This is a genomic window from Neiella litorisoli, assembly GCF_014773395.1.
In the GTDB taxonomy this organism is placed as follows: Bacteria; Pseudomonadota; Gammaproteobacteria; order Enterobacterales; family Neiellaceae; genus Neiella; species Neiella litorisoli.
Genome location: NZ_JACXAF010000006.1, coordinates 134,788 through 152,289, shown reverse-complemented (window position 1 = coordinate 152,289; position 17,502 = coordinate 134,788). Strand labels below are relative to the sequence as shown.

Below are 17,502 nucleotides of genomic sequence, written 5' to 3'. Positions count from 1 at the left end.
ACATGTGTATATTGGCGCAACTGCCCGACCGCATCGAACCACCGCTAACATCGGCTCAGCACAGGCGCCAACTCACTGATCAAGCGACCAATATCGCAGGCGACTTTGTACTCATTTAACAAAACTAGAAACCTTGTATTTTGTGGTACGATGACGCCCAAATCACGTTCGCTTAGGGACAAGACCGTATGGCAACAAAAACCAAGGTAACGATCAACGACATAGCCAGGATTGCTGGCGTCTCCAAACGCACCGTTTCACGCGTCATTAATGGTTCTCCCTTGGTTGGCGAAAGCACGCGAGCACGCATTGAGCAGGCCATTGCTGAACACAACTTCCAGCCAGATAAACAAGCCAGAGGATTAGCTTCCAAGCGCTCCTATCTGCTGGGTTTGGTGTATGACAACCCCGATGCCTTATATATCGATCAAGTCCAGCGTGCGGTACTGGATGTGTGTGCCAACCTCGGCTTCGAGTTGGTCGTCCACCCATGTCATTGGAGCGAAGACAACTTCATTGATGATTGCCTGACGTTTATCTCCCGTTCGAATGTTGATGGCGTATTGATCCTGCCGCCAGTTTCGGAAAGCAAAACCCTTGCCCAAGCACTGCGAGAAGCCGAGCACCCTTACGTGCGAATTGCTTCGGCCGATCTTGATGATCCGCAAAACATTGTCATCTCCAACGAACGTGAGGCAATGGCTGATATTGTCGATCACTTGCTCAAACTCGGTCATCGCGACGTTGCTATGATCACCGGCCCGCAAGAGTTCTTCTCCTCAAGAGAGCGTCTGGAAGGCTTTACCGAATCGGCCCGCAATAAAGGCCTCAACATACCGGAGCAGTGGCTGCTGGAAGGCGGTAACAGCTACGAGAGCGGTATTGAGTGTGCCAAACAGTTGCTCAGTGGCGAACAGCTACCGAGCGCTATTTTTGCCAATAACGATGAGATGGCCGCAGGTATCTTGCGTGTCGCCAATGACCTGAATATCAAGATCCCTGAGCAGCTGTCGGTTGTCGGATTCGATGACAACTTATTTGCCTCTCGAGTGATCCCGTCGTTGACCACTATGAGACGACCCGTAGATAAGTTGGCGACCCTAGCGACCCAAAAACTCATCCGTGCGATCCAAAGTGAAGCATCCTCAACTGGCATTGAAACCGTTGTGAAACCCTACCTAATCGAGCGGGAATCCAGCGCCCAATGTAAGAGAACAACATGAAACTAATTAATCTATGCAAGACCGCTGTGATCATCAGCGGTATTTTTATCAGTCAAATTGCCACCGCTGGCACTACCATTTTTATGGCGGGTGATTCGACCATGGCGATTAAAGATCCCAAGGATTACCCAGAAACCGGCTGGGGCGTGCCATTCGCTACTTTCTTTGCTGACGACGTTAAGGTTGTCAATTTAGCCAAAAATGGTCGTAGTACCCGCACATTCAAAACAGAGGGCCTTTGGCAACAGATTGAGTCCCAAGCCAAAACCGGCGATTGGGTCTTTATTCAATTTGGCCACAATGATGAATCCGAGAAAAAACACGATCGATACACCACGCCGGAGCAGTACAAAAGCAACCTGACAGAGATGATCCGGCAGAGCCAAGCCCGCGGAGCCACGCCCATTTTGCTGTCTTCGGTCACGCGCCGTAACTTTGATGACAACGGCAATATCAAGAAAACCCACCCGTACTACCCGTTGGTGCTTGAAGTCGCCGAAGCCACTGGCGTCACCTTCATTGACATGGATGCCATCACTCGGGATTATTTCTCGGCAATGGGCGATTCGCTATCAAAACTGCGCTTTATGCACATTCAACCAGATCTTCACCCCAATTATCCAAATGGTGTCAGCGACAACACGCACTTCAATGAGTTAGGTGCCCGAGAAGTGGCCCAACTGGTGTTGACTGAACTGAAAAAGCGTCAGCACCCGTTGACCAAACAGTTGCGCTCGGTCGATCCCAAACACTTAAAACTACGCTACAAGCCATAAGCAGAGTATTGGGAGTAAACCATGGCCAAGTTGGTCTCACAATTAGCCCTCACGGCGATGATCATGTCATCGCCGCTAGTTGGCGCAACCCCTGCTGAGCAATCTGGCAGTTATCTGGTGAGTAAGCAATGTGGTACTCAACAGCATTGCTTTAATACCATTCAAGCCGCCTTCGATGCGGCCCAGCAAGCCACTGCTTCGGGCTGGCGTACCATTGAAGTGGCTGCTGGCCACTACTATGAGAAGGTGACTATTGCCGGTAGCCAGATCCGCTTAGTCGGCCAAGGCCCGCAGCTGACTCGTCTGCATTTTGATGAAGTGGCCGAAACCGCTGGTAAGTACCATCGCGACAATTGGGGTACTGCCGGTTCTGCAACGCTGACGATTAATGCTGATTTAGTCGCCATCGAAGGGCTAACCATTGCCAATGATTTCGATTATCTGAGCAATGACGCGCTACCGAAAGATTCACCCCAGCGCGTCCGTCATATGCAAGCTGCCGCGGTTCTACTTGATATTGCCAGTGATCGCGTCGAATTCAGTAACGTCAGTCTTGAAGCCTATCAAGATACCCTGTTCGCCAATGGCAAACGGGCCTATTTTCGTCATAGCAAAATTGCCGGCAATGTTGATTTTATCTTTGGCAATGGCCAACTATTGATCGAAGACAGCATCATCGAATCGCGCCGTCGCGGTAAAACCTTTGACGCAGGTGTCATTCAGTCGTACATCAGCGCGCCATCAACTCAGCTGGCTAATCCCATTGGCATTGTGGTGCATCGTTCGCAACTGACCCGCGAAGCTGGCTTGCCGGATCATTCGGTGACCCTTGGCCGACCATGGCACCCAACCACCAACTTTGCCGATGGCCGCTACGCCGATCCCAATGCCGTTGGTCAGGTATCATTCATTGATTGCTTTATGGATAGCCACATTCATCCAAGTCATTGGTCGTCAATGAAGGGAACCGCCCGAGACGGCACTAAAACGGCCGTATTCACTCCTCAACAATCACGGTTTTATGAACAAGGCAGCTACGGCCCTGGCGCAACTCGTGATGACATTGGCTTGAGCTGGCAGCCGAGTTTGTCCATCGAGCAAATACACGACTACCTATTTACTGACTGGCAAGCGTTCAACCGGCCCTAACGATTCGAGGAATTGCCCGATCATCGGCGCCAATTGCGTGACATAGGGGTCGAATAGCCAAAAAGTGTGTATGACATTGGGCAATTGCTGATAGCGAAAATTAATGCCCATTTTCTGATAGTGCGCGGCAAGCTTGATACGCCCAATAGTGAAGCGCTCCGCGCCACTACTGATCACCATGGAGGCGGGCGCCTTGTCACTTAAATAGTGAAGTGGCGATGCCTGCCGCCAGATCGCTGGGGCCTGTTGATACGTCCCTCCCAGCCAAGCTGGCAACGGCGCCTGAGGATCGTTTGCTCGCTCGGTCTCAAGCAAAGCCGGCTCCGTTAAATCTAATACCCCATCTAAATCCACCACCGCCTTGATGGCAGCAGTTAACTGCTGGTCTCTAGCAAACGCGCCACTTGCTGCTGAATAGCCCAATAACGCCGCCAGATGGCCACCAGATGAACCACCCAGTACGGTGATACCATCAGCCTTAAGACTGAATCGCTGAGACTGCTGTTGAAGCCATATCAAAGCATCAAACAAATCTTCAATAGCAGCTGGATAACGCGCTTCTGGGGTCAAACGGTATTCTGGCACAACCACGGTGTAGCCACGTTGTGCCAGTAAGTTAGCCAATGGATAGAAGTGGGAGCGATGGCCGGCTCGCCAACCACCCCCATGGATCATTACAATACTCTGCTGATTGTGACGCTCTGGCGTTGGCAAAAACATATCTAGATGCAATTCGCGTTGTTCGACTTGTTTGTATTTTTGATCGAACAACAAGCGCTGACCTTGTTGCATCAACAACTCAGGCTGACGCAACTGCGGGCTTTTCTTGATATAGCGCTGTAACCGAGACGTGGGTGTGTAGCTATCATCAATGACCAGCGCACTGGCGCTAGCATACTGAGCAACGCCGATGACGTGAGTCAGCACTAGGGCCACGGCGATACTGAGTACAACACCCCTTGCCATGCCCCTTTCCACCCCCCTTTTCATACTCAGTGGCAATGGCCAGCGCTTGATTGTCACGGTTTCACGCGGCGCCAATTCATGGTGCCATCAAACACTTGCTCACCAAGCTGAACATTGTCAAATTTCAGACCCACCGCATTTTCGATGTTGAAGTTATTCTCAGTCTTGGTCACCGAGATATTGCGAAACGTCACGTCTTGCAGAGGCGCCGCTTCTGGTGCATGGATCTCGAGAAAATTAGTGACGTTGGCCACTGTCATGTCCTCAAACAAAATATCTTTATAGGTTGATGGGAAGTTGCCACCAAGCTCACTCGGATAGTTCATCTGGAACCAGAACAAGTTGGTAAAACTCTCAACCTTAGTGTTGCGGATCACCACATGTTCAACCAAGCCACCGCGGTCTAAATTAGACTTAAAACGAAATGCCGAATCGCCTTGGCGCAGCACATTATCGAGAAAATAAACATTGGCAATGCCGCCTGACATTTCACTGCCAAGACCGATGCCATCTTCTCCACCCATGTCATTGTTACGCACGACAATATCTGTGCTTGGAATACCGATGGTGCGGCCGTCCAGATCGCGGCCAGATTTAACCACCACCGAATCATCGCCAGTGCGGAACAAACAATCTTCCACTAACACCAATTGCGAGGACTCAATATCAACGCCATCGTTGTTATGGAAATGACTATCCACTTTTAATTGGCGCAATGTCGCATGGCGCGTATTGACCAAGTGGTTGACCCAGAATGGCGAGTTGGTGCTGGTATAACCCTCAAGCAAGACTCGTTCGGCATTAAAGAACTGAATCAAGTCCGGACGAAGATAGGTACCATCGCCAAACACCCGTTGCTCTGCCGGCACACCGGTAAAGCCCATTTTTCTCAGCTTGCGAATATCTGGCCATTGATGCTCATGCCAAGATTTAAATTGGCTATTGGCATTGCCATCAACGATTCCGGTACCAGTAATCGCCACATCTTCAACATCTGCGGCATAGATTAGTGGCGAGTAAGTGAACACTTCAGTACCTTCCCAACGCACTTTTACCACGGGTAAATAGTGGGCGGGGTTGGCAGAAAATAGCAGGTGCGCACCTTCTGCTAGGTGCAGATTAATCCTGCTTTGCAAATGAACAGGGCCATTGGAAAGCCATTTTCCTTTCGGAATGATGACCTTACCGCCGCCTTCTTTACTTGCGGCAGCAATCGCGGCCATGATCGCAGGTCGCGCATCGCTGCCTGACTGCGCGCCAAAATCAACAATATTAAATTGTTGTTCGGGTATTTGTGGCAGCTTAATCTTGGCGACGATCTGCTCTGGCGTGAGCCAGTCCGTCGCTGCATAACATTGTGCGGCGCCAAACAAAGCCACCATGATAAATAATCGACGAACGATACTGACCATCTAATTACTCTCCTATCTTTCAGACCCTTCAGGATTTTTCGAATCTCGTTATTGATTCACCGACCTGAGTTCATTGTTGTTATTTTTTATTTGTTAGTTGCGATTGGGACATTGACCATCAGACACCAGCAAGCCACGATTAGCGCCAGCCATTTTGGCGACGATATCGCGAATACAAGATGCGTCATCTAACTGATACTCGTATGGAATGGTAATGTCGGCAGTAGAAACAGGGTTAGAGCCGGCAGGCTTGAATTTTTCAGAAGGCTCAGACCAAGTCACCTGGTCCGAGAAAATATTACCATTCACTTGCCAATAGCCAATTTGATCGGCGTAAAACGTGCCTAGCGGATTTTTGGTTTTACCGAAATAGTTATGTTCAACTTTTATTTTGCTTTCAACGCGGGCATTAATACCGGACTTATTAAGGCTCTTATAATAGTTATTATAAACATGTGCTAAGCGACCACGGAAAAGTGGTGTTCTCGAATCGATATTTTCATATAGATTATGATGGAAAGTAACCGGACCATTTTGGTTATCTTTGGCGCTATTACCGACTAAGCCGCCACGACCTGAGTTGCGTAAAATACTATATGACAAGGTCACGTATTTAGTATTTCGCTTCATATCGAACAGCGCGTCAAAGCCATCATCTTCACCACCCGATGCTTCTAGGGTGACATGATCAACCCAAACATTGGAAACGTTAGTCTCCATGCCAATGGCGTCACCGCCGTTGGACAGCGGAAATCCTGATTTCTTGACGTTACGAACATGAACATTCTGAATAATGATGTTTGATGAATTCTTGATATGAATGCCTAATTCATCAAACAAGGCCCCCTCGCCAACGCCAATCAAAGAAATATTACTAATATTTTTCAATTCAATCTTGTCATTTGCGGTGCTGCAACTGCCTGAAACTTTACTGGTGTTCTGATGATTAATCACACCTTCAACGTGAATGATCAGTGGTGTGTCGTTGGCCTCGCGTTGACAAATCGCCTGATGAATTTCAGTGCCTGTGGTGGCACGAACGACTGCCCCGCCTTCGCCACCAGTTGTTCCGCCATTGAGTGAATGAAATCCCGAAGCAAACGCTAGGTTAGATAGCGACAATAACAATACCGAACCACCAAGCACTCTTTTTAATAATAAAGACATACTACTACCTCGTAATGACAGAAAATATTTCTACGCTGGATTATGACTATTTAGGAAAGATATTAATTGCAAAAAAAACCACCGGTGAGAATTCAAATCACACAAAACAATTGCCACCGGTGGCACCCACAATTAAAAAAATAGCGAAACGTCATTCTTGGGAGGAGTTACACAATTCCGTATCGCTGAATATAGAGTACAAAATCAGGCTGTTTATTTCTGTGATTTCGGCCTCACAAAATGCAAATTGTAATAAAATTTCATTTTTTTACGGAGGCTAAAATAAAAAAACCAACCTCAATCTGTAACATTTACAGAAGGAGGTTGGCCAAGGGGGAAATTAACTAATTGTTACTTGTTACTTCTTACTAATCACCAGGTTATCAATAGTGATTGTGGCATCCGTTTCAGTACGCAAGGTAATGAAGGATGTTGAGGTCGCAACCAAGCCTTCAGCAACATAAGTTTCGCCAGCAACTAAGTCATCCAGTACCACCTCGTAGAACTTAGAGGCAGAGCCATGAATCGACTTACTGCTGCTTGAGGTGTTGTTATCAGCATACAACTGGAACTTCTTGGTCGTTGCACCACCGACGCTGACAACCGTAAAGCTCACCGTATATTCGGCGCTCAAGTCCAGCACACCTGTGGTGGCCACATCATCTGCTGTGGTGTCGGTGTCAACGGTGTTACCAATGCTAAAGCGAGCACCAGTCATCTCTAACGCACCATCAGTCACGAAGATGCGGCTGCCGCCAGTAGCGACCCGATACATCGGGTCTTTGCTGTCATCACTGCCACCATCAATGTCACGATAGGCAGATGTGAAGAACGCATCACTATCAGCGGCACTGAAGATTTCGCTGTATGGCGTTGCCAAATCTGGCGTACCGGTGTTGGCAGGGCCAGTAACCGTCTTCTCAACTTTGATATCGTCTAAGGTAATGGTGCCGTCAGTTTCAGTACGCAAGGTAATGAACGAGGTATCCGTCGCGATTAACCCCTCAACAACATAAGTCTGACCAGGGACCAACTCTTCCAATACCACTTCATAGAACTTAGAGGCTGAACCATGAATCGACTTACTGCTGCTTGAGGTGTTGTTATCGGCATACAACTGGAACTTCTTAGATGTAGTGCCGCCAACGCTCACAACAGTGAAGCTCACGGTATAGGCTTCGCTCAGATCCAGCACACCTGTGGTGGCCACGTCGTCAGCAGTCGTTTCCGTATCAACGGTGTTACCAATGCTAAAGCGAGCACCAGTCATCTCCAGCGCACCGTCAGTTACGAAGATCCGGCTGCCACCAGTCGCAACGCGATACATTGGATCTTTCGAGCCATCGTTGCCTCCATCGATGTCGCGATAGGCAGATGTGAAGAACGCATCACTATCAGCCGCCGAGAAGGTTTCTAGGTAAGCGCTGGCTAGGTCAGGTGTACCGCTGTTGCCAGAGCCATCACCGCCGTTATCACCGCCACCATTGTTGCCACCATCGTCAATTGCTGGAATGTCATCACCTGACTGGTCGATTTTGCCAACACCAGCGTGAGCCATGACATGGGCTTTAACATCGTCAGTGTCTAGCAAGTGCGCTGAGTAGTCGTATGGCACGCTGGTGTAAGTACCAGTAACCGGACCCGAGATTTGGTAGCTATCTTCACTATCACCAAAGCTATCATCATCGGAGTAGCTGACATCGGTGAAGCTGTTACCACTGGCAACCCAGTAGCCCACTTCTCGAGATGACACCGAAACAATCGGGTTCTTCACATTCTCGAACACGTTGTTTTCGATCAGTAGCTGCGCTCCCATCCGCGAGTTAATCGCAGAGCCTGTGATATTGCGGAAGTAGTTGTTGTACAAGTGGCCATAGCCATAGCGGAACAAGGGTACTCGCGAGTACAGGTTGAGGAAGTAGTTGTGGTGATAGGTAATGAAGCGATCACCAGCATCGTCATCCGACGAACCATTGAGCATGGTTTTCCAATGGTCGTGAATGAAGTTGTACGACACAGTGACGTTGGTCGCACCGGCTTTGGTATCGACTAAACCATCGTACAAGTCTTTATCAACATTCAGTGAACCATACAGCTCATTGTGATCAATCCAGATGTGGCTAGTGCCGACAGTTTCATCACCTTCAATACCGATGGCATCGCCGAAGCTAGCGGGAACCTGATGGATTTTCAGGTTACGGATAATGACGTTATGGGCCCGTTCGATTTGGAAGCCGATGCCGTTTAACTCACCACGGTCTGCTACACCAATGATCGAGACATTATCAATGTCTTTAATTGGAATGCTGCGGTTGGTATCGCCAGTATTAGCAGCGGTGATCGTACCATCAACATAGATAGTGACTGGCTGGCCTGCATCTTTGGCATCGTCCAGTGCTTTCACTAGCGAACTACCTGTTGCAACCGTTACTACGGTGCCGCCAGCACCACCTGTGATGCTGTAGCCGTCGCCCGCAAAGCCACCGTCGCCATCAGCTGGCTCAGCAATTGGATCGTCAACTGGAACATCATCAAAGTTTGGCGCATCCAATGGTTGTGGATCCCAGCCTTCGCCGTTATTGAATTGGGCAAACACTTCAGCACGGTTGCTGTAAGGTGCAGCACCAAGTACTAGCGAAGCAGGGTCACGACCACTCAAGTCAAGCGGATTGCCTTGCAGATCCATACTGCCGAACTCACGCCAACCCATTGTTTCAGTTGGTGCAGCAGGATTTGGATCAGGCTGCTCGCCGCCGGTAGAGGCTTGTGTCGCCCAACCTGCAGTATTGATGTGTGGACCCAACTTGTTGTTAATCAACAAGACATTGTCATAGTAGCTAGAGTTACCACCACTACGGGCAAAGTAGGTTGAATTATCCAGTACACCGTTGCCTTTTGGACCTGGACCACTGGTAAATTCGTTGTTCATGAAGACGAAACCAGCATTGTCTTTGCTCGCATCCTGAACACGCGCCTGCAGAATGTAACCACCTTCACTATCATCAGGTGCTTTCTCTGAGCGGCCGATGCTGCGAATTTCACTGTTTTCGAACAACACTGCATCTGCATAACCCCAGATGAAGTCGACGTTACCGGCAACTAAACTGTTGTAAATCCAGGTGTAACCTTTCAGCTGCAAGGTGTCTTGCTCACTGAGGAAGTTCATGTTATTCGCAGTCAATCGCTTGCCTGGGCCATTGAAGTAAATGGCTTCGGCCTGATCACCAGCACCGGTTCTCATGTGAGTGTTCTTCAAAGTGAAGTTGTTCAACACCAGATTGTCAGAACCTTCAACTAAGAACACGGGGCGCCCTGCTGAACCGCCATTCAAGCCTTCATAGTTCTCGTATTGAACAATGGTGTTGTCACGGCTTTCACCTTGAATGGTGAGGTTATTTTTGTCACGCAGATAAAGCAGCTCGTTGTAGACACCTTCCTTAATGGAAATGGTCATTGGCGTGTCTTTATCTTTCATGGCGTAAGCCATCGCACCCTGGAGGGTACGGAAGTCGGCATCACCATCGTCATCAACCAGAATATTGGTGCCCGTTGGCATCACTGAAGTGGTGGTGAACTGCCAGCCCATAGCACTGCCGAGGCCGTCAAAGTCGATACCGTTCAGCTTGGTATCAAGTACCACGTCATTGCCGATCACCACGTAGTAACTGGTGTTGTAGTCAAGCACGCCCTGATGCGGTTTGATCATCAAGGTGTTGCCTTCAACATAGACAGGCTTGTACTGCAAGGTACGGAACTTATCGGTGAGTTCAGACGTAATAGTGTCAACATCACCTGCGACATTGAGTTCATCGACCATTTCGTCGGTATTGGCATTGTAAATGCGCACCATACCCAACTCACCCAGCGTTGGCGCTGAATCAAATTCAACACTCAGCAGGGTATCAACATAGCCGTCAGCTTCGTTGATGGCAGGTGTTAACTTCCCTGTCAAATCACCATAATTAGTTTCTGAGTCAATAAACTGCGGCGCTACATTGATTGGAATTTCTTTGTAAACGCTTGGATCAGTCGACGACACGATATAGATAATGGTCTGCCCTTCTTCCAATGGCAGCACAGTGACTAGATCACCGTCGATGCTGACTTTAGCAACATCGCCATCACCAGAATGAACGGTGACAGTGTCAGCTGAACCATCGCCCAATAGTGCACTGATGCTAAAGGTTAACGGATCGCCATTAACACCACCGGTTAGAGTATCTTCAGCAAGGTCGGTTGAAATATAAATCGGCTTATCGGCAGCCGAACCAATTCGTAAGTTGTCGAGCTCAAATGAACGGTTGTAGGTGTACAGACCCGCTAAACCCTTGGCGGTGAAGTTGGTATCAGCAAAGGTGCCCTTCTCTTCGCCATTGACGTAGACCGTCAGGTCGCTACCGACCATTTCAAAACGGACCGTGTACCACACACCATCTTCAGTTTCGCCTTTTTCACCCAGTACAAATGGTTGCTTGGCTTGGACAGGACGAGACAACGAACCGGCGATCAAGGTCGCCACTTCAGCACGAGTCGAGCTCGGGCTGTTTTGCATATTCAAACCACCGGCGTACCAGTTTTGGTCATCAACATAGCGACCCATCAGGTACAAGTGCTTGCTCGCCGTGGTGCTATTCTGGCGCGGACGAATTTTCGCTTCGACGAAGTAATCAGCGTCAGGCACGTTAGCCATCACCGACTCTTTCAAGGTTGCAATGACACCACCTAAGCTACCTGCGGTGTAACGCATGACGTTGTTGCCGCTCAAGTCGAGGACATCAAACTCACCTTCTGGCCCTTCGGTATTGCCTGCAACGGCATTGATATCCCAGTTATCGAGATTGCCAGCGGCAAAGTCATCACAGAAGTACAACGTGCTAGCGGCGGCATCGGTACAGCTGAATGTCACCGGCTCATAAGCTTCTTTGACGACGGCACCAGCAACGGTTTCGATCTGCAAGTTATCAATGGTGATACTACCGGCAGAGTCAGTACGCAGCTGTAAGAACGAATTAGTGGTCGCAGGGAAGCCCGGGTGGCTGAAGGTAAAACGCTGACCTTTCGGGAAGTTTTCATCATTGATTGATGTGCCAATAAACTTAGAATCGCCACCATGCATGGAATTACCCGAGCTCGTGGTGTTGTTATCGGCATAGATGTTTAAGCTACCGCCACTGTTGTGGTCGATGACATCAAAACTAATGGTGAAGCCTTCGCTCAGGTTGTAAATACCTGTGCCTTTAGTGTCAGCAGACGTGGTTGATACATCCGGCGTGGTGTTACCAATCGAGAAGCGATCACCGCCCAAGATAAGCTGGCCATTTTCAATCTCAATGGTACCGCCGGTTTTAAAGTACAGCGCGCCGCTGGAGGTTGATTCAGCTAAACGCTTGTAGTTCGACGAGTAGAAAGTGCTAACACTGTCCACTTCAAAGTCTTCAAACAATGCTGGCTCTGGCAGGTCAACCGAATCGGCATATTCCTGCATTGCTGCTTGTTCATCAGCCAACAGCTCTTCGTTGAGGATCAGCTTGTTTTCTTTACGGTTATTGACGGTTTCACAGTCTGTCACCAAGGTTTGCAGGCCGACTAACTCAGACAAATCGTCAGAATCACGCGAACAGACGCTGAAAATCTGGCCTTCAGAACTAGTCGCCAGCGAGATCAAGAAGTCAGAAGAAACTACTTGCTCGGCTTCTAACTTGTTGAGGATCAGTACTTGTTTGCTGGTACTTAACTCGTATTGGCCGACTTCGACTTCGACTTCATCCTGAATGATGGTGTAAGTGCCCGACGGCAATACCGTCTCACCTTCCATATTCGGCGTAAAGGTCATCAACTGGGTAACGACAGTACCATTTTCAACAAAAATATTGTGCAACGGACCATCGAAGGTGTCGGCAGCAAACGCCTGATCTTTGAATTCGCCCAATCCAGCGAGGGTGTCCACAAAGTGATTCACGGCGTCATCATAGGACACCATGCTGGTGCGCAAATTGTCAGTTGCGGCAGGTAGCCAGACTTCAACCGCATCTGCAAATTCATCACCTGGCTGGCCAAAAAATGCTTCAGGAGTAAGCGGGTTGCCTTCGGCATCGGTATTGACTGTAGCGACGGCATCTGCACTGCTGTGAATGGCAATGCCATTGCTTGGATCGGTGTCGCTATCGAGCGATTGAAATAGCCGCGCCACGTTCGCAACGTTTTCGGCATTTGGGTTGTCGGTGTTGAAGAAGCTCAGTGGCGTCACAATGGTTTTTGCTGGCACTGATGGCAGTGTCACATCACCAATGTAGAACTCAATGGACTCACCGCGAACGTAGTCAAACTTACCTTCTGCGTTGGTCACCCCTTCGGTCACTTCGCCATTAATGTTGGTGCGGCGGAACTTGATACCGGCAACGGCACTATCAAGCAACTGGCCTTCCAGTGTTGTCACCGTGTTTTCTGACACATATTCATCCGACTCAAAGCCACAGCCGGAGACTAATACAGCGCTGATCACACTGCTGAGTATTGATAATTTATATTTCATTTGTTTGTCCTGTAGGCGCTGTTCTACCGGTGGCAAAACAGCGCTCAAAATCCTGAATATCAACCACTTAGTAGAACTTGTAGTTCACACCTACTTGATAAGTACGGCCGTACTCTTCGCGTTGCGAGAGCACTTTGCCGCCAGTCAGGGCGTTGCCCTTGTAGTAGCGAATGTCGTCATGTTCGGTGATATTGATGGCATCGAAGTAAATGGACATACCGTCGATAACATTCCACTTCGCTTTGAAGTCGAGTGTCTTAATTTCATCGTGGTACTTATCGGTCCAAGACTTACAGGCTTCCCAAGATGACAGACCTTCGGATTGATGTTCTTCCGCTGGGCACGAGCCAATTTCCTCAAGTACCTTAGAGCGGTAGTTACCAATCAAACGGAACGACCAGTCATCATTTTCCCAACCAACGGTCAGGTTCCCCATGACATCGGCCTGATCCGGCAGAGGCACACTGTCATCACGAATACTGGAATCCAAGTCGGCTTCACTGTCCTGTACTGTCAAGTTACTCTGGACAAAACCACCCCAGTCAAAGAACTGGTTGTAGCTCAATTCCATACCGTAAACCCAAGCAGAGTCGCCGTTAATGGTGGTGTTGATGTTTTGCAGTTCAGTGTCTTCGGCAATAATGAATTCAGTGACCTGGCCAACTGGCAGAGTGACTGGGAGTTCATCAAGGCGGGCCGGATAACCCTGAACATCAACAATGAAGTCATCAATGTCTTTGTAGAAAATCGCCGCTTCGATAAACAGATCTTCAGACTCATACCAGCTGATCGAGGCATCGAAGTTGGTGGCCGTCATTGGCACCAAGTTCGGGTTACCTAAATCAAGCGTGTTGTTCGGCCCGAGGACAAAGTCCTGCAAGTCGATGGCAGAAGCACCGAGGTTCTCGTTGTCGGTGTAACACTCTGGCTCGACGCCCTCTTCTGTCGATGGCATACACAATTCAATGTCATTCTTGAACTGGGCATAAGCGCGGTTTTGCTTAAAGGTCGGACGGGTGTAAGAAGTCCAGATCGACGCCCGCACTAGCAAGTCATCATCCGCTTCCCAACGCAAGTGAGCACTTGGGAAGTACTCGCTGTAGGTGATAGTGGCCTGTGGCATTGGTACGAACACATCAAGCTCTGCACCTTCGCCTTCACCCACTGCGAATTCATCGTTGCTCAACGCGAGGTTACCGTTGGAGGAGAATTCGGTATCAACGTAACGAACACCAGTGATCAAGGTAACGTCTTCATGCAGTTCAAACTCTGCCATGACGTACACTTCGTTGACATCTTCGGTCAGCTTGTAATCGTTCGCCGAGCTTTCGAACGACACCACATCATCGTCACCGCTATAGCCAGTCACTGCATACTTAGTTGGACCAATCAAACCGGTCAGATATTCCAGCGTTTTCTTATCTACAAATGGGTACTGGAAGTTGCTGTTTTTCGGAATACCGGTGGAATAGCCAAGGCCGCCATCAGCAACCGGTGCGATCACTTCATCCTGTGAGATCTTAATGGCGTTATAACACTCGGCTAGTTCTGCTGAATCAGCAGCATAGGTGTCTGTACAACCATCTGTGGTTGGCACAAAACTCCAACGGTTCTTATCCAGCTCATTCATCCGCTCGCTGATGGCAAAACCGGCTTTGATGTAATACAACCAATCACTATCAACGGTGTAAGTTAAATCAGCTTTGAAGGTTTCGATCTCATCACGACGAATCGAATCTTCGAGGAACATGTTGTCGAATTCCCAGTTATCCGGATTTGCAGCATCGCCGTCGTAGCTACCGAAGCCTGCCAAATCAACCGTTGGATATTGAGCAATGACTTCCTCTGGAGACAGTGCTTCATAGAACACTTCGTCTTGGGTGGCTTGGCCATAAAGAATGATGTTTTGTTCACGGAATTGAACACGGCGATCATCGACTGAGTCTTCGCGGGAGCGCGACTTGGAGTAGTCATATTCCAAGGTCCAGACATCATTAAAGACGTGTTCACCACCAATGCTGAAGGTTTTTACCTTTTGCTCTGATTCCTGAATAAAGTACTGGTGCTGCAGCTCGGCATCAGTGACGACAAACTCTTTGGTGGCCGCATCAACGAACATAATTTCGTTGTCTTTATCCGCCTTATCAAAACGATAGTATTCACGGTAGGCAACATCTTCGTCAGTAAAGCGAACATAGTTCCCTTTAACGTAGAAATAGTTGTCGTCATTAGGGCGGAACTCGAGGTTTAAGCCAACAGTATCGCGTTCACGATCGGCCACTTCCTGACGAGTCTCTACCTGGTAAGGAGCCAAGATGGCATCACCAACCTGAACTCCGAGATCGCCGGTCTCTTCATCAATGGCATTTGGATCCCATTGGCGAATGGTGCGGTAGGTGTTAGTTGAGTGATGGCGCTGTTCGTTGACTGCGGTATAGCGGTCTTCCATCGACGCAACAAAACCAATACCAATGGTTTCATCGGCAAATAAATGCGTGCCATCTAAGGTAAACTTAGGCGAATGCTTTTCGCGCAAGTCATTGTAGGAATCCTGAACTTTTAGCTTCAGGCTGTTGCCGCCACGGTCGTATGCGGAAATGGATTTCACATTCACCGCACCACCGATTGAGTTCAAGTTCATATCGGGCGTTAGGGTTTTAAATACTTCAATCGCTCCCAAGCTATCGCCTGCGATACCATCGAGCCCAACTTTACGATCTTCACCCGCGCCAGCCATTTCGGCGCCGTTCATATTGACAGCAACGAATTGTGGCCCCAAACCACGGACGTTGACGAATTTACCCTCACCCTCGGAGCGTTGTAGGCTCACACCAGGCAAGCGGCGCAGCGACTCAGCAACGTTCTGATCAACAAAGTTACCCAAATCATCGGTCGAGACCACCGAGCTGAACTGGCTTTTTTCTCGTTCCATCAAACGAGCTTGTTGGTCACTGTACTGAATGCCTTTGACCTGGATAACCTCAACGGCTTCCTCATCGGATTGTTTAGCTTCTTCTTGCGCCATGGCATGTGGGATCATTACGTATCCCAAGGTAAGCGCAGCCGAGATGGCATTTAACTTCCATCGCCTCATATTTATCGACCCCTTTGCGTTACTGCTTATTGTCATTATCTGATTAAATTTGCCACCCGAACAATGCCACCGGTGGCAATTTGGAAAAAATTATATTTACAATTTCTTAAAAACGGCATGACCAACATCAAATAAATAAAAAAGAATGTTAATCATGCGATCGTGATCACCAAAGAATAAAATTGGCTATTTTTTAACCTAAGACTGCCCACCATCAATATTGTTAACAATATTTAGGCTAACCAGAATAGCCGCCATACTGGCGCATTCCGCGTTTTAAATCTTCAATAGATAACCACAATTCTTTTCGGTGAAGTGGTGTATTTTTAGGTAATAAAGGATTATCAAGTTGAATAACGCGGCGGTTATTTAAATCAGCTTGAGTGAGGAATTGTCGAATACGATCATTATTATAAAAAAACTCATCAAATCGGCCATCTACTAGCATTTTTTCGAGCCCCGACTCAATATCTCGTGCCAATGTTAAGTTTTTCTTATTAACAAAAAAGTAAGTAGGCAATGGGTAGGAAATAATTAAACCATTTTCAACAGTAATATCGAGATGAGAGTATTGTTCAGCTTCACGCCAGGCTTCTGTTGCACCACGGGGAAAGGCATCAAACCGTTCGCCATCTAACATAAAAAATAAACTGGCCTTTTTCGGTGCCGTGACCACATCTAAACCTGCGGACTCGAGAATATCTCGGTCTGCCCAAGTCCGCCCCTGACCAAAGGTTAAACGCTTTAAGTCATTATAATCATCAACCTGATCAAATAGTTGCTGGTCACCTTTGCGGATTAACATAAAGCGCAAACTCATCATCCCTCGGTACCCGTCAATACGCACGGGGATGAAGTCTTGTTCCATTTGTGTTGAGGTGCCGCCCCACATGACATCCAGATCACCGTTACGCACGGCTTCGGTTTGTGCTCGGCGACTCAAAGTCTCAGCATTGGCGACGAATTCATAGGGCTGTGAGCTGTAAGACAAAGCAAGCTTCATCAGCTCAAACATGTAAGTGCTGCCTTGCCTAGGTTTGTTAATTGTGACTTGGTTGGTATCAGCCGCTAGCGCCGCTGACGACAGCATGCTGCTGAGCATCAATATCAGCAGCAATAACGGAGATTTGATAGTGGGTGAGTAATGAGCTTTCTGACGGACTAATTTAGAGAACATGCTACA

The 17,502-nt window shown here is 48.5% G+C and carries 10 protein-coding genes; 4 read left to right on the top strand and 6 right to left on the bottom strand.

Annotation, left to right across the window (positions count from 1 at the left end; all coding sequences use genetic code 11):
* Positions 1-188: 188 nt before the first annotated feature.
* The 3 genes from IC617_RS06220 to IC617_RS06210 are packed head-to-tail and all read left to right on the top strand — an operon-like array spanning position 189 to position 3,148.
* The gene (locus tag IC617_RS06220) at positions 189-1,223 is read left to right on the top strand and encodes a LacI family DNA-binding transcriptional regulator (RefSeq protein ID WP_191144119.1); all 1,035 of its coding nucleotides are present in this window, start codon (positions 189-191) and stop codon (positions 1,221-1,223) included.
* A complete protein-coding gene (locus IC617_RS06215) occupies positions 1,220-1,999 on the top strand; it encodes a rhamnogalacturonan acetylesterase (RefSeq protein ID WP_191144118.1) in 780 nt (259 codons plus the stop codon). The genes IC617_RS06220 and IC617_RS06215 overlap by 4 nt, the downstream gene beginning before the upstream one ends.
* Before the next feature lie 21 nt (positions 2,000-2,020).
* On the top strand, positions 2,021-3,148 hold the full coding sequence (locus tag IC617_RS06210; protein WP_224745837.1) for a pectinesterase family protein: 1,128 nt from the start codon (positions 2,021-2,023) through the stop codon (positions 3,146-3,148).
* Here the strand turns inward: IC617_RS06210 and IC617_RS06205 are convergent.
* From IC617_RS06205 to IC617_RS06195, 3 genes are all read right to left on the bottom strand, one after another.
* Positions 3,113-4,114: an alpha/beta hydrolase gene (locus IC617_RS06205; protein WP_191144117.1), complete on the bottom strand. Its 1,002-nt coding sequence runs from the start codon at positions 4,112-4,114 to the stop codon at positions 3,113-3,115. The two genes, IC617_RS06210 and IC617_RS06205, sit on opposite strands and share 36 nt — an antisense overlap.
* A 53-nt stretch (positions 4,115-4,167) precedes the next feature.
* The gene (locus IC617_RS06200) at positions 4,168-5,526 is read right to left on the bottom strand and encodes a glycoside hydrolase family 28 protein (RefSeq protein WP_191144116.1); all 1,359 of its coding nucleotides are present in this window, start codon (positions 5,524-5,526) and stop codon (positions 4,168-4,170) included.
* A 93-nt stretch (positions 5,527-5,619) separates the two neighbouring features.
* The gene (locus IC617_RS06195) at positions 5,620-6,693 is read right to left on the bottom strand and encodes a pectate lyase family protein (protein ID WP_191144115.1); all 1,074 of its coding nucleotides are present in this window, start codon (positions 6,691-6,693) and stop codon (positions 5,620-5,622) included.
* Positions 6,694-6,707: 14 nt separating this feature from the next.
* Between IC617_RS06195 and IC617_RS06190 the strand changes: the two genes are divergently transcribed.
* Positions 6,708-6,974: a hypothetical protein gene (locus tag IC617_RS06190; RefSeq protein WP_191144114.1), complete on the top strand. Its 267-nt coding sequence runs from the start codon at positions 6,708-6,710 to the stop codon at positions 6,972-6,974.
* A gap of 77 nt (positions 6,975-7,051) precedes the next feature.
* On the opposite strand, the gene IC617_RS06185 is transcribed toward IC617_RS06190, so the two are convergent.
* From IC617_RS06185 to IC617_RS06175, 3 genes are all read right to left on the bottom strand, one after another.
* Positions 7,052-13,225 (bottom strand): pectinesterase family protein, encoded by a 6,174-nt coding sequence (locus IC617_RS06185; protein ID WP_191144113.1) that lies wholly within the window; start codon positions 13,223-13,225, stop codon positions 7,052-7,054.
* A 67-nt stretch (positions 13,226-13,292) separates the two neighbouring features.
* Positions 13,293-16,319 carry a TonB-dependent receptor gene (locus IC617_RS06180; protein ID WP_191144112.1) on the bottom strand — a complete coding sequence of 1,009 codons (3,027 nt, stop codon included), beginning with the start codon at positions 16,317-16,319 and terminating at the stop codon, positions 13,293-13,295.
* 238 nt (positions 16,320-16,557) lie between these two features.
* The gene (locus IC617_RS06175; protein ID WP_224745836.1) at positions 16,558-17,496 is read right to left on the bottom strand and encodes a transporter substrate-binding domain-containing protein; all 939 of its coding nucleotides are present in this window, start codon (positions 17,494-17,496) and stop codon (positions 16,558-16,560) included.
* Positions 17,497-17,502: the final 6 nt, after the last annotated feature.